We start from the raw sequence: 17,043 nt of genomic DNA, 5'->3' as shown, positions 1-17,043 counted from the left end.
GAATAAGATGATGTGGGATCCCCCGGACTTTTATCTGTACTATTAAAGTTCACATTTCGTAAGGGTTTTAAACGTTGGATGGTAAATCTTTCTATTTGATGTGGAAGCTGGTTTTGCTGAAGCCTTCCTTCGACTTTCTTACTTCCAGAATGGCCGGGATTGCCGCTTTCAGTTCCTGCACATGCGAGATGACACCGATCATGCGGCCGGACCGTTGAAGGTCAATCAACGTTTCGATCGATTTATTCAAAGATTCTTCATCAAGTGAACCAAATCCTTCATCGATGAACATCGTGTCGATGGAAACATTGCCCTGGAAGCTTTGGATGACATCAGCCATGCCGAGCGCCAGACAAAGGGAAGCGTTGAATTTTTCACCGCCGGATAAGGTTTTGACGTCGCGCGTCTGCCCGGTATAGGAATCGTAGACATCCAGGCCGAGGCCGCTCTGCTTGCCTCTCGCCTCCTGCCGGTCGCTGCGGATCAGATAGAACTGGCCGTTCGACAAGTTACGCAGCCGTTCATTGGCCGCCTGGATAATCTGTTCGAGGTATTCGATCTGCAAATAGCGCTCAAACGAAATTTTCAGGCTGTTCTGTCCGCGGATCATGTCGTGCAGATCGGCCACACGGTTTAATTGCGCCTCAGCTTCAGCCGCCCCTTCCACAGCCTCGGTGATCTGGACGATCAATGTCTCACCTTTTGAACAGTATTCCTTCGAATGATTCAATTGAGCTAATGCCTGTTCATATTCCGTCTTCAATTGCTCAAGTTCAGCTTCGGCACGGGACAGGTCTTCGTTTTTGCGGCCGGCGAGCAGTTCGGCCAATTCACGGATCTGCTGCTCGAGCGTATGGCGGTCCTGGTTGAAACGCGTGATCCGCTGTCTCATTTCCTCCATTTCCGAGTCGCGCATTTTCGCTCGCTGGTAAGCGTCTTCCGTTTCGAATTCTGATTTCTCCAGCGCCTGCTTGAACTCCGCTTCCGCTTTTTGGCGTTTGCCGGTCATTTCTTCGGCAGCCTTTTGGGAGTGCTGCAAAGCCATGACCGCTGAAGCCAATCGTTCTTTCGCTCCCTGGAACAGCTCCTGTGCCGCAGTCCAGACTCTTTCCATCTCGTCCCTTTTAGCGACGGCCTGGCGAATCTCCTGCTCCAGAACGGCAAGCGAGCGCATCTCTTCGGGTATCGACGCCAACTTTTCAGTCAACACTGCCTTCGCCGATCCAGAAGCGGATTGCTTGTCATTCACTTCCGTCAGGAGGAGCGAGCGTTTCTGTTCCGCTGTTTCCGTCTCCTGCACCCCTTCCGCAAGCTTTGTTTTCCATCCTCGAAGTTCCGTTTTCCAGCGCTGCAGGATTTGCACGTCTTCCTGCAATTGCTGTTTGACTTGCTCCAGTGAAGCAATATCTTTTTCGGCATCCGCAATTCCCTGTTCTTCCGCCTCGCTCTGCTTGCGTTTACACTGCTCTTCCAATGAAACAAAGCGTGCCGCAGCATTTCGATAAGCGTTATCCAGCGCGTCCAAACGGGATTTTTCCTGATCCAGCTGCTCTTTGGTAATAGCCGCTTCCGCCGCTCCCCGGTGTTTTACAGGATGCTCATGGCTGCCGCAAACCGGACAGGCCTCGCCGTCCTTCAATTGCTCAGCCAAAAGGTGTGCCTGGTTGGCAAACCAATCCTCTTCGATCCCTTTGTATTTCGTCAGCGCTTCGCTGTATACCTCTTCTTTTTGACCCCTTACTGCTTTTTGAGCGTTCATTTCCGTCTGCACGGCCAGCAATTCCCTGGCGATGCGCAGGCGATCCTCTGCCACCCGAAGTTCTTCGGGCTTGCTGTCAAAGCTGTCGGTCTGTTTCTCCAGCTCACTGACCTTTTCAGCAGCGGCTGTTTTCTGCTCTTTTTTAGCCGCCAATTGTTTTTCGATTGCCTGAAAACGCTGTTCGGCATCCTGGACCGCGCTGCCCAAAACGGCAACTTCTTTTTCTTTCGCCGCCAAGTCCTGTACCTGCGGCAATAACTGCTGCAGGCGAAGCACCTGCTCCTGTGCAGCTGATCGTTCGGCGCTTAGGCCCTGCAGCTCCAGGAACTTCTCTTCCGCCGTCAGTTTCGCCTGTCCGGCTTGCTGTTCTTCGTCCACCGCCCGTTCGAGCAGTTTGTGTTTTTCCGTTTCATTAGCCTGCAGTTCCCGGTAAAGACTTTCGATCGGGGCAATAAAACCAGCGCGTTCGGCCTGTTGCACCGCTTTTTCTTTTTCTGCAACAACGGGCAGCTGTTCCGTCAAAGCATTGTAATGTCGCTCTTTTTCCAGCTTTTCATCAAAACGTCCGTTCCATTTTTTCGCCTCGTGATAGCTTTCGAGTTTTTCCTGATGCTTTTTGTACAGCGTTTCGTACCGGATCTGGTCATCAGCGATTTTCTCTTTATAGAAAGCCGTTTCCAGCTGGAGTGCCGCCAGAATCTGATGGATATTGTGCTGTTCCCTGCCCAGCACTTCGAACAATTCGGATTCCCGTTCGGGCAACGCACTGATGTCCCGGACGCGGCTCTTCAGCACCTGTTCTTCCAGCCCATACGCATCTTTTGCCGCATCTCGCTTCTGCTTCAACCGTTCGCTGATCATTTTATATGGTTCTGTCTTAAAGATGCGCCGAAGAATTTCTTCCTTATTATCGGTTTCAGACGTCAACAGTTTACGGAATTCCCCTTGCGGCAGCATGACAATCTGACTGAACTGATTTTGCGTCAGCCCCAGAATCTCTTCGATGCGCTGGTTGATTTCCGACACAATCTGCCGTTCGACACATGGCTTTTCGCCGTCTTCGTGGATTTCAAAAAATTCATAGCGTTCGCCGGTCGGACTTTTATTTCCTTTTTTGACGTGCGGCATCTCGCGAAGAATCCGGTACACCTGATTATGTATCTCAAATTCCATTTCAACACAGGTATGCACCGCATCATCCGCGAAATCACTCCGCAGATTGCGTGTTTCGCTGCGGTCCGAACCGCTGGCAGCCCCGTACAGCGCAAATGATATGCCGTCAAAAATCGTCGTCTTGCCGGAGCCCGTGCTGCCGGAAATGACGAACAGCCGATTCCCCCGGAGATCGTTAAAATCGATTTCTTCCGTTTCCTTATAAGGACCAAAAGCCGTCAGCTTCAGTTTTAAAGGTCTCATGCTTTCACCTCTTTTTTTTCAGCAGGCTCTTCCTGCAGGAATTCCTGCAGCACTTCTTCAAAAATCGTCGCAGTTTCATCCGGCGCTCCTTCGCCTTTCACTTCTTCGTAGAACGCATGGAATAAAGAGAGGGAATCCATCTTGCGCCGCGATTGGCCGCTCGCCTCCACCGCTTCCCGGATAAAATTCTTGCGTTCGACATGCATCGCGTTCGGGTAGACAGATCGTACTTTTTCCATCGGAAACAGCACCGGCGCATCGTCCAGTAAAGTCACGAAGACAAAATCCTCACTCACTTGGTGGCGCAGAATATCGTCGATTGCCCCTTCCACCCGGCGCATATTGCGCCGCGGCTCCAGCAGCCTTTTTTCAACTGACACACTCCCATCGGCAGCCATCTCCACCACTAAATATCCTTTTTGATGATGCTCTTCCGAAATCGAATATTTCAGCGGCGACCCCGAATAACGGATGTTTTCATTCCGCACAAAATGGGCTTTGTGCAAGTGGCCAAGCGCTGAGTAATGGAAATCTTCCAAATGGGCGGCGCTGACATGCTCCGCTCCGCCAATCGCCAGCGGGCGTTCGGAATCACTCGTATTCTCTTCCTGTTCGCCGTGCGATGTCACAAATGCATGGCCCACAAAAATATGGCGCGCTTCCGTATCCCAGTTCGATTTGATGTTTGCGGTAATCGCCTGGAGCGCGTCGTCATGCGTGCGAATTGCCGGATCGTCAAGAATGTAACGGACCATCGACGGATCGGTATACGGCACCAGGTGGAAATGCACTTCCCCATGTTCGTCTTCGAGTACGACCGGTTGCGGGTCTTTCTGGACATGGCCGGCAATGTGGATGCCTTTATCCTTCATCAGGCGGCTGCCGAAATTCAGGCGCCCCGGGCTGTCGTGGTTGCCAGCGACTGCCAGTACCGGCGTCTCCAGCTCAAGCACAATTTTCGCCAGCAGTTCATCCAGCAAGTTGACTGCATCTGTCGGCGGCACTGCGCGGTCATAAAGGTCACCCGCGATAATCACCGCGTCCGGCTGTTCTGTTTTGATCGCATCTATAAATTGCTGCAGCGCGTAACGCTGTTCTTCTGTCATGTAAATCCCCTGGATGAGCTTCCCTAAATGCCAATCGGCCGTGTGAAATATTTTCATGGTTTTGCTCCTCTCTTTGATCTGAAAAGAATATATGTTCGTTCCATTATACACGATTCTGTTTAGTTGTTTTAGGGGGTAATTTAGTTTATAATGGGAACAAACGTTCTATATTAATAAACATAAAAAGATGTAACGCTCCGGCGCTTTGGACAGGGCAAAGATTATGCTCCTGCGCACTGCTCGTCGCAAAGACTTAGCCTCGCCGGCGTCGGCTAATGTCTTCGAAGCTGTTTTGCGGAATATCGGCTATAAAAATTATTAATAAAACTAACCCCAAGGAGGGAAAGACATGAAAGCACAGATCCTGAAAGCTTTTAAGCACCAGCAGCTGGTCGATATGATGTATATGGCGAATGACGGGAGCATCAGCAAACGCCGGGTCAAAATTCTGAAAGTGAGCGGCGATTCGTTTCAGGCGTATTGCTTTTTGCGGAAAGAGGAGCGGACTTTCAAGATGGACAATGTGCTTTCAGCCTTTCCCGTCATCAAAAAAGAGCGCATGATTGTCTGATTCCAATCCCTTTTCCAAATTATGATACACTGGAAGAAATGGGTTTTGGAGGGTGAATTATGAGACTGACCGTTTATCTTGCAGGAGAAATTCACAGTACGTGGCGCGACGAAATCAAAAAGAAATCCCTGGCACTCGATCTGCCGGTCGATTTTGTCGGTCCAATGGAAAATCATGATCGTTCGGACAATATCGGTGAAGAAATTCTTGGGGAACAGCCCGGGGCTGTCTACAAAGATGCCGCTGCTTCAAGCTTCAATAATCTGCGGACAAGTGTGCTGATGCACAAAGCCGACCTGGTTATCGCGCTTTTCGGTGAGCAATACAAACAATGGAATACGGCGATGGATGCCAGTGCCGCACTTGCTGTCGGCAAGCCGGTCATCATCATCCGTCCGGAAAAATTGCATCATCCGCTCAAAGAGTTGTCCGCCAAAGCAAGTGCGACGGTGGAAACGTGCGACCAGGCCATCAAAGCGCTGACCTATATTTTCGACTAGGTTTTCAACACAATAATAATGGAGAAAAGAAGCTGATTTCAAAGCATCTTTTCTCCATTTTTTGGTTTGCACTGCCAAGTCGCGTTTGCTGGTGGCTTAGGTCCCCATAATTCCGGGTAACATGAGAATATTCAGCAAGATGTAATTCGGATTGATTGAAAGGAGAATTCCATGGCGATTAACCCTGCAAATCCGACTGTCTATGGAAAGGGTGGCAATCGGGCGATGTACAGCAGCCGAAATTTTTGGTCGGGCACGCTTTTCGGTATCGGAGCGATGGCTTTTGTCGACGAAGTGATTTTCCACCAATTGCTGCAATGGCATCATTTCTACGACCTATCGACTAACGGAATCGGTCTTTTCTCCGATGGCCTGCTGAATTCCTTTGCCTGGTTTGCGGCTATATTTTCACTTTTCCTGATGGCGGACCTCCGGCGAAGAAATGCATTCTGGACGAAAAAGTGGATTGGCGCTGTTTTTCTGGGGGCTGGGGCTTTCCAGCTTTTTGATGGGCTGATCAACCATAAAATACTCAGCATCCACCAAATCCGATATGGCGTGGATCTGCTCCCGTATGACTTGGCCTGGAATACAGCGGGCGTCCTTCTTCTGCTGATCGGCCTGTTTCTGCTCTTACAGACCCGCACTTCGCAGAAGCGAAAGAAAGCAGGCAATTCCCGTGCATAATACTCACTCGTTACAGGAATCCGGGAGCTTTCTGCCTCTTTTTCTGGCCATCATCTTCCTGGCCACTTTGCCATATGTGGCTGCTGTTTTATCCAGCAATCGGCATTACAGGAAATGGCCGGCGTACCGGATTATATTTTGGTGGCTTGGTGTCATCAGCGCAGCCGCCGCTTTGGTCGGTCCATTGGCTGAACAGGCGCACGGGGACTTCCGGATGCACATGGCCGTCCACCTTCTTCTGGGCATGCTTGCTCCACTGTTAATCGCCAGCTCCTGTCCGCTGACTTTATTATTGCGTACCTTGAACACAGCTGCCGCCAGAAGAGTGACCGCTTTGCTGAAAAGCTGGCCTCTCCGTTTTTTGAGTCATCCGGCAACCGCCGCCACTCTCAACATCGGTGGTTTGTATGCACTGTATATGACCGGGCTATTTCATTTGATGCACGACTCAGCACTTTTCTATGCCCTGGTCCATCTGCACATTTTCCTGGTGGGCTACCTTTTGACAGTGTCGCTTGTCTACTTTGATGTGACGCCGCACCGCCATGGTTACCTTTACCGTTCCATTGTTTTAATCTTTGCCTTGGCGGGACATAAGGTACTGGCAAAACTGCTTTATGCGAATCCTCCGGCAGGTCTATCACGGGCAGAAGCTGAAGCAGGCGCGATGCTGATGTATTACGGAGGCGATGTGGTTGATGCCTTCCTTATTTTCTTTTTGTGTTATCACTGGTATAAATCGACCGCTCCGCGTCGTATACCGGCAGCTTAAATTCTATATTTCCACTACATTTATCAATCCTTCTCAATAATCTGTAATCAAATAAAACAGTCGAGGTGTATGGATTATGGCATTAGAATTCGGAATATTGATATTCTTGATTTTACTCAATGCCCTTTTTGCCGCGTCTGAAATCGCCTTGATTTCTGTAAATGACCATAAGATGAAAAAAATGGCCGAAAAAGGCCATAAAAAAGCGGAATTGATCAGTCAGATGTTGGCGGAACCAAGTCAGTTTTTAGCGACTATCCAGATCGGCATTACTGTTGCGGGGTTTTTGGCCAGTGCATTTGCGGCTGACAGTTTCGCCGATGAATTATCTTTTTATGTGCAACAAACAGCGATACCCGTTTCAGCAGACGCAGTCCATATAATTTCCCTTGTTATGGTGACCATCATACTTTCATACTTCACCCTTGTTTTCGGCGAACTGGTACCCAAACGGCTGGCCCTGCAAAAAGCTGAGCCGATTTCCATGCTGCTGATTTACCCGTTGCGTTTCCTGGAAAAATTAACCAGTCCTTTTGTCAAAATCTTATCCGGGTCGACCAATGCTGTCATCCGCTTATTCGGCGTCGATCCCCATAAAGAAAATCCTGAAGAAACTGAGGAAGAGATTCGATTGATACTGGATGTTGGAAAAGAGAAAGGCACCATTGAGGATATGGAACAATTTATGATTACAAAAGTCTTTGAATTCAATGATAAGAACGCAGAAGAAATTATGGTCCACCGCACCGACATGATTGCCATTTCGTCGGAACAGAGCCTCGAAGAGATTATCCACATTGTAAAAGACTACCCCTTCTCCAAGTTTCCTGTCTATGCAGAAGACATCGATCACATTATCGGCACATTGAGCTTGAAGGACCTGTTCCGTTACCGGGAAGAAATGGCCCCGGGCATTTTCAATATCCAGGACATTATTCGGAACCCCCATTTTGTTTTCGAGAAAAGAAAGATTGATGAAATCTTCCTGGAAATGCAGGAGAAGAATATCCACCTGGCCATCGTGTTGGATGAGTTTGGCGGCACAGCCGGATTGGTGACAATTGAAGACTTGCTCGAAGAGCTGGTTGGGGACATCAAAAGTGAACATGGAACGGAATAAGATGTTTTCTTTTTCAATGTCCCTATTTCCTTGCTTACATTCCACTCCCGGTTTCCTCATTCAAGCGCCACTCGCACCCTCAACTCCCCCATAAATTCACACTTCCTCAAACAAAGGAAAACAAAGGATTTTCCTCAAACTTCGCATCATTTTGATCCGCTGCCATTTGGAAATCATTCTGTTTCATCCATTCTCTCTTTTTTACAAACTGGCCTTCTCGCTATGGCCTATGTTCACCAGAAACGAAAATATAATAAGCTTTCGGGAGAAAACCACAATGATTTAACGTAGTTTTAACAATCAAGCGCCACACTAAAATTCAAAATACCCCCCCGTCACATATCAATTCGTATGGCGGGAAGAAGGCAGGGTCCGTGAGCATGCCTACAGAAATAATCGGTATTATGACCGCATCATCGTGGGAATCCTTAAACGCGAATATAAGACCTTTTTGGACAAAGCCGCTATTGGGCGGAAGAAAAAGTGAACAAACCACAAATCGCTGAAGCAGTTTAATGATGCTGATCGGATGGAGGGAACTTAATGGCCGGAAAACTGGAAGGCAAAGTAGCCATTATCACTGGTGGAGCGGGTGCACTTGGGAGAAGCACTGCGGAACTTTTTCTGCAGGAAGGAGCAAAAGTGGCTTTGGTCGACATAAACCAAAACTCGCTTGCTTCGGTGGTTGAAAGTCTGGGCTCTGTGGAAGAAGCACACGGGTTGGCAGCGAACCTGAGCGATGAAGAGGACGTGAAACGTTATGTGAAGCATGTCATGCAGAAATGGGGAAGAATCGATGTTTTTTTCAACAACGCCGGGATTATCGGAAAGGTAGCGCCGCTGACTGACCAAACAGTAGAGGATTTTGAAGCAATCATGGATATCAATGTACGCGGAGTCTTTTTAGGGCTGAAGCATATATTGCCCATTATGAGCGCTCAAAAAAGCGGCAGTGTCATCAATACGTCCTCCGTTTCCGGCCTTATGGGAAGCAGCGGCAATTCTCTGTATTCGGCTTCCAAGCACGCCGTTGTCGGACTTACCAAAACTGCTGCACTGGAAGTAGCGAAAGATTCGGTCCGCGTCAATTCCGTCCACCCCGCGCCTCTGGATTCAGCAATGATGAAGGTGATTGAACAATCTCTGAATATCGATAATCCCTCTGCCGTAAGAACCCATATCTCATCCCGCATTCCTTTGGGACGCTATGGAAGCATGGAAGAAGTTTCGAAGCTGGTCTTGTTTTTGGCGAGTGATGATTCCAAATTCATTACAGGAAGCCAGTACAGAATTGATGGCGGAATGGGGGCGCGCTGAACCATAAATCCGGTTTCCTATAATCACCTCACTTCAAACCAAAGCACCCCGTCGCCGAGGTTACATCGGAGACGGGGTGCTTTGATTTTCGAAAAGACACAATCGGGTCCAGTTTATTCGCTGCTCACAAGATCAGCAATCAGGATCTACCTGCCTGGTGAATCGCCGGTTTATAATCCTGCTTTTCCTGCGAACATTTCCTTTCTGGGTTGGCACCGGAATAAATTGAGCAGGAGATGTGCACAGTCCTTCTAGTTCTTGAGAGAGTAAAAGTCCGTTGGAAAGCTTTTCTTGACGCATGGGGTTGTTTCGGACTTCTTGAATGGAGAATCATTCCATCTAATATATATAAATTATTTAAATATTCAGACTAAAGGAGGTATTTGTTACCTATTGCAGAATTAAACCTTTAGGGTGGGATTAAAAATTGGAGGAGGAATTAGGATGACTTTGGAATACAAGCAAATTTTGGTAGCTATTGACGGTTCAAAAGAAGCAGAATGGGCGTTTAAAAAATCTATTGAAATTGCCAAACGAAATAAGGGCGTGCTGAATTTAATCCATGTAGTGGATACCCGTTCCTATACAGCCATGACAAAACATATACCGGATCTTGATGATGCAATTTTTGCGGACGGGAAAAGGATTCTTGAAGCTTATAAAGAAGAAGCACAAGCAGCCGGTCTGTCGGAAGTGAATATATTTGTCGTCCCCGGTTTACCTAAAAAGGTCATTGCCCATGATTACGCTAACAAGCTGGATACTGATTTGATCATATGTGGAGCCCAGGGGCTGAATGCATTCCAAAAGTTCGTCATGGGCAGCGTATCCCAACATATTGTCAGCAACAGTCCTTGTGATGTGTTGGTCGTTCGACGAGATCTCGACATGATAAATGAGGAAACTGATAATGGCGCTCAGACTGAGGGAATGTAATTAGTTCTCCACTTACTGTGCAAACCCGATGGATCCATTTAAACAGTTTTCATTATGAAAACCATTTGTTTCACCCAATAAACTCCGGAGCTCCATACTATGTGTTTTCAAACCACCCCCCACCGATGCCTTATCGGTGAGGGGTGGTTTCGTTTCTATGAAATAACATATCATGTCCATCCTATTCGCTGCTCACAAGATCAGCATTCAGGATATAGCGGTCTGGTAATCTGCCGATAAATTCCAATGGATAACAGGTCGTGGCGGTCAGAGCGGCGGAAGTAGCAGAGGTGATAATCGACTTGTCACCGCTTGGGCCGATTTTGCTCCCTTGATTCTATAGGTGAATGTACCTGCTTTTATCTCGACGATGAATTGATCGGTGATTTCCAGCGGCCGTACACGTTGAATACGGTGTTCTGGCGTCCGGATAAAACAGAGTTACCATTCTCTTCAGGCAACACATTGCCTGCAAAGGGGCCATTGCTCCTGCTTCCCTCATCCTTATCTGTTCCACAAAACTAGGCAGTAGCTGATTTATGGCTGGGAGGCTTTAGTCCCCTCTATTTTCATCAACTGTCGGCCTGATGGGAAAAAGGATTTCAACTTTATAATGTCAACTCAACCAATTTGTAAGAACAGGTTTAACTGCTTTCTATTAGAGATATACTACAAATAAGCAACAATACCCAATACAATAATTTATTTTAATGATTATTTATTATAATTACTATTATATTTTCATTTATTTCATTTTAATCCGTTCCAAATGATCAATGACATGGATGAACAACACTATTCTTACGCCAATCAAGTATGACAAGCAGTTATTATACTCTTAATCGAGGGGAACTCTTGGAATGTGGTTGGAAAGAGAATTCTTTTTTGGAATCACTTCAATTATCGAAGCATTTGAATAAGAAGAAGCCTTGTATTCCTTAGCACTCAAACAAACGTTTCAAAAAAAGTGCATAAACGCCCGTTGCAGGTGGAAAATTAATTGGAAGAAAAATATAAAATATTAAAAAACTATAAGAGATGGAGATGAAGAGATGAAAACTAAAAGAAATTTCAGAACCTACTTTATCCCTGAACCCGATGATGCAGGTCGAAACATTTCCTGGAGTTCCATTTTTGCAGGAGTAGTTACTTTTATTGCATTTTTAATTATGTTCAGTTTGATTGGTGCTGCAATCGGCTTCGGCGTAACAGATGTTACGTCAAGTGATCCGTTTGCTGGAGTAGGCACCGGGCTAGCCATCTGGGGCATTTTCACTCTGCTCCTGTCTCTTGGAGCTGCTGGAGTAGTTGCTGGTATCACAGCCGCCAGAGCCGGGTTAGTTCATGGTTTCTTAACTTGGGCAACCAGCGTAATTGTCCTCTTTATCCTCTTAACATTTACAACGGTTAACACTTTCCAAACGGTAGGATCCATCTTTGGCAGTGTCGGCAGTACAGTCAGTCAAGGAGTTGGCTCAGTCGCATCCACAACCGGCAATGTTATCCAGTCGACATTCAGTAACGTAACCGATAATTTGTCTGGTGTAGATACTGCTGAACTTGAAGGAAATGTCGATGAAATACTTGCCGATACCGATATACCTGAATTGCAGCCGAATTATTTAAACAATCAATTACAGGAAAGCAGAAACGAAATTTTGAATGCGGGAACAGAATTAGTTCTGAACCCTGAAAACTCAGATGCCATTATACAGGATTTAACAGATTCACTGACAGCCAAGGCAGAAGAAATTCAAGCTTCCGTTGATGAAGAAGCCATAGCAAACGCAGTGGCCAGCAATACGGACTTGAGTGAAACAGAAGCAGAAGAAGCCACGGCCAATATTGTCGACGGGCTAAACCAAGCTGTAAACCAAGCCACCCAACAGCTTGAAAATGCACAGGCTGCATTGGATAATGCTTCTCAGGAACTGGAAACAGCAATCACTGATTTACGCCAGACGACAGAAGAAGTGACAGATACAGCAGCAGAAATTTCAATATGGGGATTTATTGCTCTTCTACTGACGATGATTGCCACTTCACTAGCTGGTATATGGGGTTCAAGCTTGGTACGCAAAGAGAGAGTGGTTAACAAATAAACTTATTCCCATGAATAAAACCCTTCAGAAAGCAATTGCTCTGAAGGGTTTTATGGTTCTATAAATATGCCATTTAGGGATAGCTAAAAACTTGATTGTCAGAAACCCACTTTTTTCTTTCAACTAATCTATTTTAGTAGCTTCCGATAATTTCTCATATGTAAACTTTAAAGCAGTAGAAATTTCATTTGAAAACTATAATCAATAGAAATATACATGTGTAGACTTTGAAACTTGTAAATTATTTGAACTTTATATTGATATTAAGTTACACGTGTAATATATTTATTACAGGAGGTCTAATATATGAATGGATAATAATTTGTCAGGCGATGAATTGCTAAAGCTCTTAGAAGCCTTGTCCAATCCTTACCGATTGAAAATCATTGCAGTTCTCTATGAAGAACGGCAATATGTTAGTCAGCTTGCAAGAGAATTGGGAATCAGCAGGCCATTACTCTACCTTCATCTTCAAAAACTTGAAGATGTTAATTTAGTTAAAGGTCAACTTGAAGTCTCTGAAAATGGCAAAGCAATGAAGTATTTTGAGCTTAACCCATTTGTTCTTAATTTAAATCAACAACTAATTTTTGACTTATCTAAAACACTTACATTAAAAAGAAACAGTAATTAGCATATTTCTATAAAGATCGTTGCCAATTGGGAGGACTAAAATGAATAATTCACAAGATAGTACTTGGATTGAATTTTTTACGTTTGTACCGTTTTTACTTCCATTGATTCCACTGCTTATCGGTCTTCTCATTCTTATTTTTGTTTTTCGAGCTGTTCGACGCATGGAGCGCCGAGCCGAGGAACGCTTAGAGTTAGATCGGCAAAATAATTTATTGCAGCAGGAACAAACAAAAAAATGGATGAACTTAATCAACGACTCACTGGCATTGAGCTTATGCTTAAAGAAGTGGAGTAGAAAGAAAGGAGCCATGAAACCTAATAGGTTGCATGGCTCTTAATATACTCTGTGTTCTAAGCAACTTCCTATAATCTGATGATATGTAAACTATTCTTTAATATTGTTCAAACAGAATATTGAATGAGGTCTTCCTGTATAATTAATGGAGACCATATAAGTATTCTGACTGGTTGAGGAAGGATGATTCTGTTGAACGAAACATACGAATTCAAAGTTGCCTGGTGCAAGGTTTGCGATCAAGGATGGGTTGCGATCGTGAAAGCTAAAGGTACGAACCAATATTGGGTACAGTGTTCAGAGTGTTATAGCGAATGGGACCATCCATTGCATGCCCAATTAAATATACATATTAGGGAAACCATAGATCCTTCATCAGAAGAAATTCAGGAGATTGGCTGGGGTGAATATATCATTAGGGACTGATAGCTTTAGGCTCTCTTTGATGACCAAAGTAAATTCAACTTCTCTCCATTGTTCACGATGCTTTTCCTAAACATTTTTCAGCCTGCATTATTAATTTGGGGTAAGTTATACTCACATTAAACAAAACGACTACCGGTAGCCCTAAAATATTTAACTATTGATTTCCCAAAACCTATCATTTTTCATATCCTTGCATGCTTTATTGAATTCAGTTGAAACCTCTTTACCTTTTTTACCTTCCAAAACAATTATATGGAGTGGAGAGCTGCTTGTGGTGCCTCCCTTCTTTGAACAAGGGAAAACTCTTACTTGAGAACATTCTTCCCAAGCATATGCTTCTATTAGCCAATGGGAAGCGAAGGAGTAGTCAGGGATCATTTCATCATTAGATAGAGCGGCCTTATCCCTTTCCCCAATCGGAAGAAACGCATAGCTTATGCATTTTACCCCTTTCCGTTTATACCGTTGACGCTTGGCCCCATTCAAAACATTATATTTGTTTGTTAATTTCTTCTTTAATCGCTTTCTCATTTCTCACCTCAATAATAAGTTTTAATTGACTTGTCGCGTTAACAACAGAGCTGACGCAAAGTTGTTCGGCCAGAATAAAACGAATGTAACTTTATTCACAATAAGTTACATTCATTTTCTATTTCCATTTCTAGCTAATTTTAGTTAAACTCTTCTGGACTCCATGTTACGATTTCATTACTTGGAACCGCTACAATTAGCCAGTCGCCATCCCCGTATCCATGCATGTCTCCAAGTTGCCAGCATTCATAATTTTTATCATGCCCATTTACATATAATACTTTTCCGAACTCAAACGAAATATACAAATGTGGTGATTCGTCTCCAAGCCAAACATCTTTCACTTTTTCTCTCCGGTAGCTCAGTAACAATTGAAACGATTCTTCATCGTCAAGTTCTTCTAGGGTTTCTTTAGATATGGTAGTTAATCGCTCTTTTTTTAAAATAGTCGCGATTTTCCTTATTTCGATGGTCAACCATAACACGTCCGGGTCTTGCTCAGAATAATGGGAAAAACAGACGCGTACTGCCCCTGGACCGATTCCAAACCGAAAACCATCAAGTTGACTTCCAATAAGCAACTGTTTTAAAGCTCTCTCTGCGAAGTTTTTGTCTTCCTTATTCATTCTTCTCCCACCTTCATCAATCGCTTACCGAATGTAACTTAACTGCACTTATTTACATTCACTTTCGTTAAAATAGCGCCTTTCATTTGTTCTATATCTTAGCCCATAAACAGCTTGCAAAACCCTCTTACCATTCCCGCCATTCTTCAGTGATGTCTTCATCTGTCTTCAACCCTGCTTGCTGCGCTTTTTCCATGATAAAATCATGCAGTTCCTCTCGCTCAAGTGTCTCAATGAAAAAATCATATTTTTCATTCAGTACATTTAAACGGAGGACCACTTCCTTCACTTTTTTTATGATTTTCTTTTCAGACGGCGCTTGAATATGGGCTAGTGTTGCCAGAAAGTCTTGGAGCACAGTTTCCGTTTCTGCTATACTCTCTTCGGTAAACTCATCATCTCCATCTTCCATCCTCATTCTCCACTCTTGCGTAGGCAAGGGCTGTTCCTCCTGATTGTAGTTTTGTGAAACCGATTCAGTTTCTTCCGATAGGGTTCTTTCTATAAAAGTGGGACGATCATTGAGCCTTGGCCCATCTTTCAGGCGATGAGAATAATGTTTTTTATTCGTAAAATAAACGTGTTCCAGCTCGATACTAGGAGATACATCTCCGTCCACGACAGTGGAATCCAAAAACCTCATACTTCTCAAGTGAGGAAGTTGCTTAATAAATCGGATAGAGGGAATCGTTCCACAGTTGTTTAAAGCTAAATGTTCGAGCGACCGGACTTTTCCGATTGGCGAAAAGTCTTGTATGTTTTTCGCAGATTCTATTTCGAGATCCTTCAAATTTCCCGACAGATGCTGGATCGCTTCAATGTCCGTTAGTGCTCTCATTCTGAACAGTGCTAGCCGATCCAACTTCTTCAATCCTTGAATCCCCTCCAAAGAAATGACATTGGAGCTGATGAGCTCGAGATCTACAAGAGCTTTCATGTCTGAGAATTCTTTTAAGTTTTTCCCTTTTGGCTTATAGCCCCAGATCTGCACTTTCTTCAAGTTGATTAGGCTGCCGATTGCTGCTGCCTTAGGCGGTAGGGTGCCGTAAACCTCCTCCAAATTGGTCAATTGGCTGAAATCGATTGTCGAGGAAGGCACAACATCATCGATTGCTAAAGTTTTAAGCGACTTCAAGTGATATAGACCGCTCAAATTCTTCACATTTGGCCCTTGTAGCGACAAAGATTCAATACTTGGGCATTCACTCAAGAAATCGATTTGTGATTCTACATAGTAATAAGTAATCTCTACACTTTTGATCTGGTGTGTTTGGATGTACTGGACCGATTCCTGTACATTATATTTGCCGATTAACACGGTTGGTCCATCCTCGTCGTTTCTTACGCGAAGTTTGCTTTTTTCCATAGGTCCTCCTTAGTTATCTTTTATCTCTTATCATTAGAACCAAAACACTTACGTTAAATATACTTAGAACTAAATATAATAGCTAGATAATTTTGGTAATAAAACCGTTCGTAAAAGTACATCTTTACGAACAAAAGGAAGGCAAGAAGCTATATCTTTCACTTCTCTCCTTCCGATAAGCGATCATATGTTAACTTACCAGCATCAAAACTATTGCAACGGCATAATCTATTCTGCTGCGTACTTATAATGTTTAGTATGATTATAAAAAGTTGAGTAGATCCTCAGGATACAGAAGTTTCTTACCCGTGAAAAGATCCTCTAATGGAATCCATTTTGCATATGTAACCCTGTTTCCTTCAACTACTTGAAAGCTGTCTTTTTGGTATAAGGCTGAATCTTTGAATATTACTTCGTAAATCTGCGTGATCTCATGGCCTATACTTCCCTCAACTTCAAAAATGTTTTCTAAACATGTAATATGGCGTCGCACTTCTATGTCGGTTGCTAACTCTTCATAAAATTCTCTTTGAATTGTTTCGCTGGATTTCTCACCCAATTCAATCGTGCCCCCAATGGGCCGATAATATACACCAGTTCCTCTGCTATGGTTTCCTTCATTTTCTTCTAACAGGATATCGTTATTCCTATAAATCAATCCTAGTGTATTCGCTCGCGGAGACAAACTCTTATTCACCCCTGAATCATCAATATTTAATTTAACAATCTTAAAAGCAATCTGAAATGTAACTAGCTTCCAAGAGAATCGAATTCAGTAAACCACTCTCTTATCCTAATCACCATTTGCTTAAATTAGTTTTAATCTCCTCATTATTTTGCAAAACTATCAGCTTACTTTCATAACTGCTTAACATCT

16 protein-coding genes are annotated in these 17,043 nt (G+C 44.4%); 10 read left to right on the top strand and 6 right to left on the bottom strand.

Annotation, left to right across the window (positions count from 1 at the left end; all coding sequences use genetic code 11):
• Nucleotides 1-91: 91 nt before the first annotated feature.
• Nucleotides 92-3,175, bottom strand: a complete 3,084-nt coding sequence (locus tag DIJ65_RS05280; protein ID WP_117300686.1) for an AAA family ATPase — start codon at nt 3,173-3,175, stop codon at nt 92-94.
• Nucleotides 3,172-4,338, bottom strand: coding sequence for an exonuclease SbcCD subunit D (locus DIJ65_RS05275; protein WP_117300684.1), 1,167 nt, complete (start codon nt 4,336-4,338; stop codon nt 3,172-3,174). The genes DIJ65_RS05280 and DIJ65_RS05275 overlap by 4 nt, the downstream gene beginning before the upstream one ends.
• Nucleotides 4,339-4,630: 292 nt before the next feature.
• On the opposite strand from DIJ65_RS05275, the gene DIJ65_RS05270 reads away from it, so the two are divergent.
• The 10 genes from DIJ65_RS05270 to DIJ65_RS05225 all read left to right on the top strand — a co-directional run bounded on the left by DIJ65_RS05270 (nt 4,631) and on the right by DIJ65_RS05225 (nt 13,260).
• On the top strand, nt 4,631-4,852 hold the full coding sequence (locus DIJ65_RS05270) for a transcriptional regulator (RefSeq protein ID WP_117300682.1): 222 nt from the start codon (nt 4,631-4,633) through the stop codon (nt 4,850-4,852).
• 59 nt (nt 4,853-4,911) lie between these two features.
• Nucleotides 4,912-5,352 (top strand): YtoQ family protein, encoded by a 441-nt coding sequence (locus DIJ65_RS05265; protein ID WP_117300680.1) that lies wholly within the window; start codon nt 4,912-4,914, stop codon nt 5,350-5,352.
• Between the two features lie 171 nt (nt 5,353-5,523).
• Nucleotides 5,524-6,039: a DUF2243 domain-containing protein gene (locus tag DIJ65_RS05260; protein WP_117300678.1), complete on the top strand. Its 516-nt coding sequence runs from the start codon at nt 5,524-5,526 to the stop codon at nt 6,037-6,039.
• The gene (locus tag DIJ65_RS05255; protein WP_230321309.1) at nt 6,032-6,811 is read left to right on the top strand and encodes a cytochrome c oxidase assembly protein; all 780 of its coding nucleotides are present in this window, start codon (nt 6,032-6,034) and stop codon (nt 6,809-6,811) included. Before DIJ65_RS05260 ends, DIJ65_RS05255 begins: the two co-directional genes overlap by 8 nt.
• Nucleotides 6,812-6,887: 76 nt before the next feature.
• Nucleotides 6,888-7,931: a hemolysin family protein gene (locus tag DIJ65_RS05250; RefSeq protein WP_230321308.1), complete on the top strand. Its 1,044-nt coding sequence runs from the start codon at nt 6,888-6,890 to the stop codon at nt 7,929-7,931.
• 543 nt (nt 7,932-8,474) lie between these two features.
• A complete protein-coding gene (locus DIJ65_RS05245; protein WP_117300672.1) occupies nt 8,475-9,248 on the top strand; it encodes an SDR family NAD(P)-dependent oxidoreductase in 774 nt (257 codons plus the stop codon).
• 444 nt (nt 9,249-9,692) lie between these two features.
• On the top strand, nt 9,693-10,184 hold the full coding sequence (locus tag DIJ65_RS05240) for a universal stress protein (protein WP_117300670.1): 492 nt from the start codon (nt 9,693-9,695) through the stop codon (nt 10,182-10,184).
• A 1,052-nt stretch (nt 10,185-11,236) separates the two neighbouring features.
• Nucleotides 11,237-12,286 carry a hypothetical protein gene (locus DIJ65_RS05235; protein WP_117300668.1) on the top strand — a complete coding sequence of 350 codons (1,050 nt, stop codon included), beginning with the start codon at nt 11,237-11,239 and terminating at the stop codon, nt 12,284-12,286.
• A gap of 310 nt (nt 12,287-12,596) precedes the next feature.
• Nucleotides 12,597-12,920 (top strand): ArsR/SmtB family transcription factor, encoded by a 324-nt coding sequence (locus tag DIJ65_RS05230; RefSeq protein ID WP_117300666.1) that lies wholly within the window; start codon nt 12,597-12,599, stop codon nt 12,918-12,920.
• 40 nt (nt 12,921-12,960) lie between these two features.
• Nucleotides 12,961-13,260, top strand: a complete 300-nt coding sequence (locus DIJ65_RS05225; protein WP_117300665.1) for a hypothetical protein — start codon at nt 12,961-12,963, stop codon at nt 13,258-13,260.
• A 533-nt stretch (nt 13,261-13,793) separates the two neighbouring features.
• Here the strand turns inward: DIJ65_RS05225 and DIJ65_RS05220 are convergent.
• The 4 genes from DIJ65_RS05220 to DIJ65_RS05205 all read right to left on the bottom strand — a co-directional run bounded on the left by DIJ65_RS05220 (nt 13,794) and on the right by DIJ65_RS05205 (nt 16,863).
• Nucleotides 13,794-14,174: a hypothetical protein gene (locus tag DIJ65_RS05220; RefSeq protein WP_117300661.1), complete on the bottom strand. Its 381-nt coding sequence runs from the start codon at nt 14,172-14,174 to the stop codon at nt 13,794-13,796.
• A gap of 140 nt (nt 14,175-14,314) precedes the next feature.
• A complete protein-coding gene (locus DIJ65_RS05215; RefSeq protein WP_117300659.1) occupies nt 14,315-14,800 on the bottom strand; it encodes a hypothetical protein in 486 nt (161 codons plus the stop codon).
• A 127-nt stretch (nt 14,801-14,927) separates the two neighbouring features.
• Complete coding sequence (locus DIJ65_RS16695; protein ID WP_260678689.1) at nt 14,928-16,166, bottom strand: leucine-rich repeat domain-containing protein; 1,239 nt, start codon at nt 16,164-16,166, stop codon at nt 14,928-14,930.
• 262 nt (nt 16,167-16,428) lie between these two features.
• Nucleotides 16,429-16,863, bottom strand: a complete 435-nt coding sequence (locus DIJ65_RS05205; protein WP_230321369.1) for an NUDIX hydrolase — start codon at nt 16,861-16,863, stop codon at nt 16,429-16,431.
• Between the last annotated feature and the right edge of the window lie 180 nt (nt 16,864-17,043).

The organism is Planococcus salinarum (assembly GCF_007004625.1).
Lineage (GTDB): Bacteria > Bacillota > Bacilli > Bacillales_A > Planococcaceae > Planococcus > Planococcus salinarum.
This window is presented reverse-complemented; position numbering and strand designations above follow the sequence as displayed.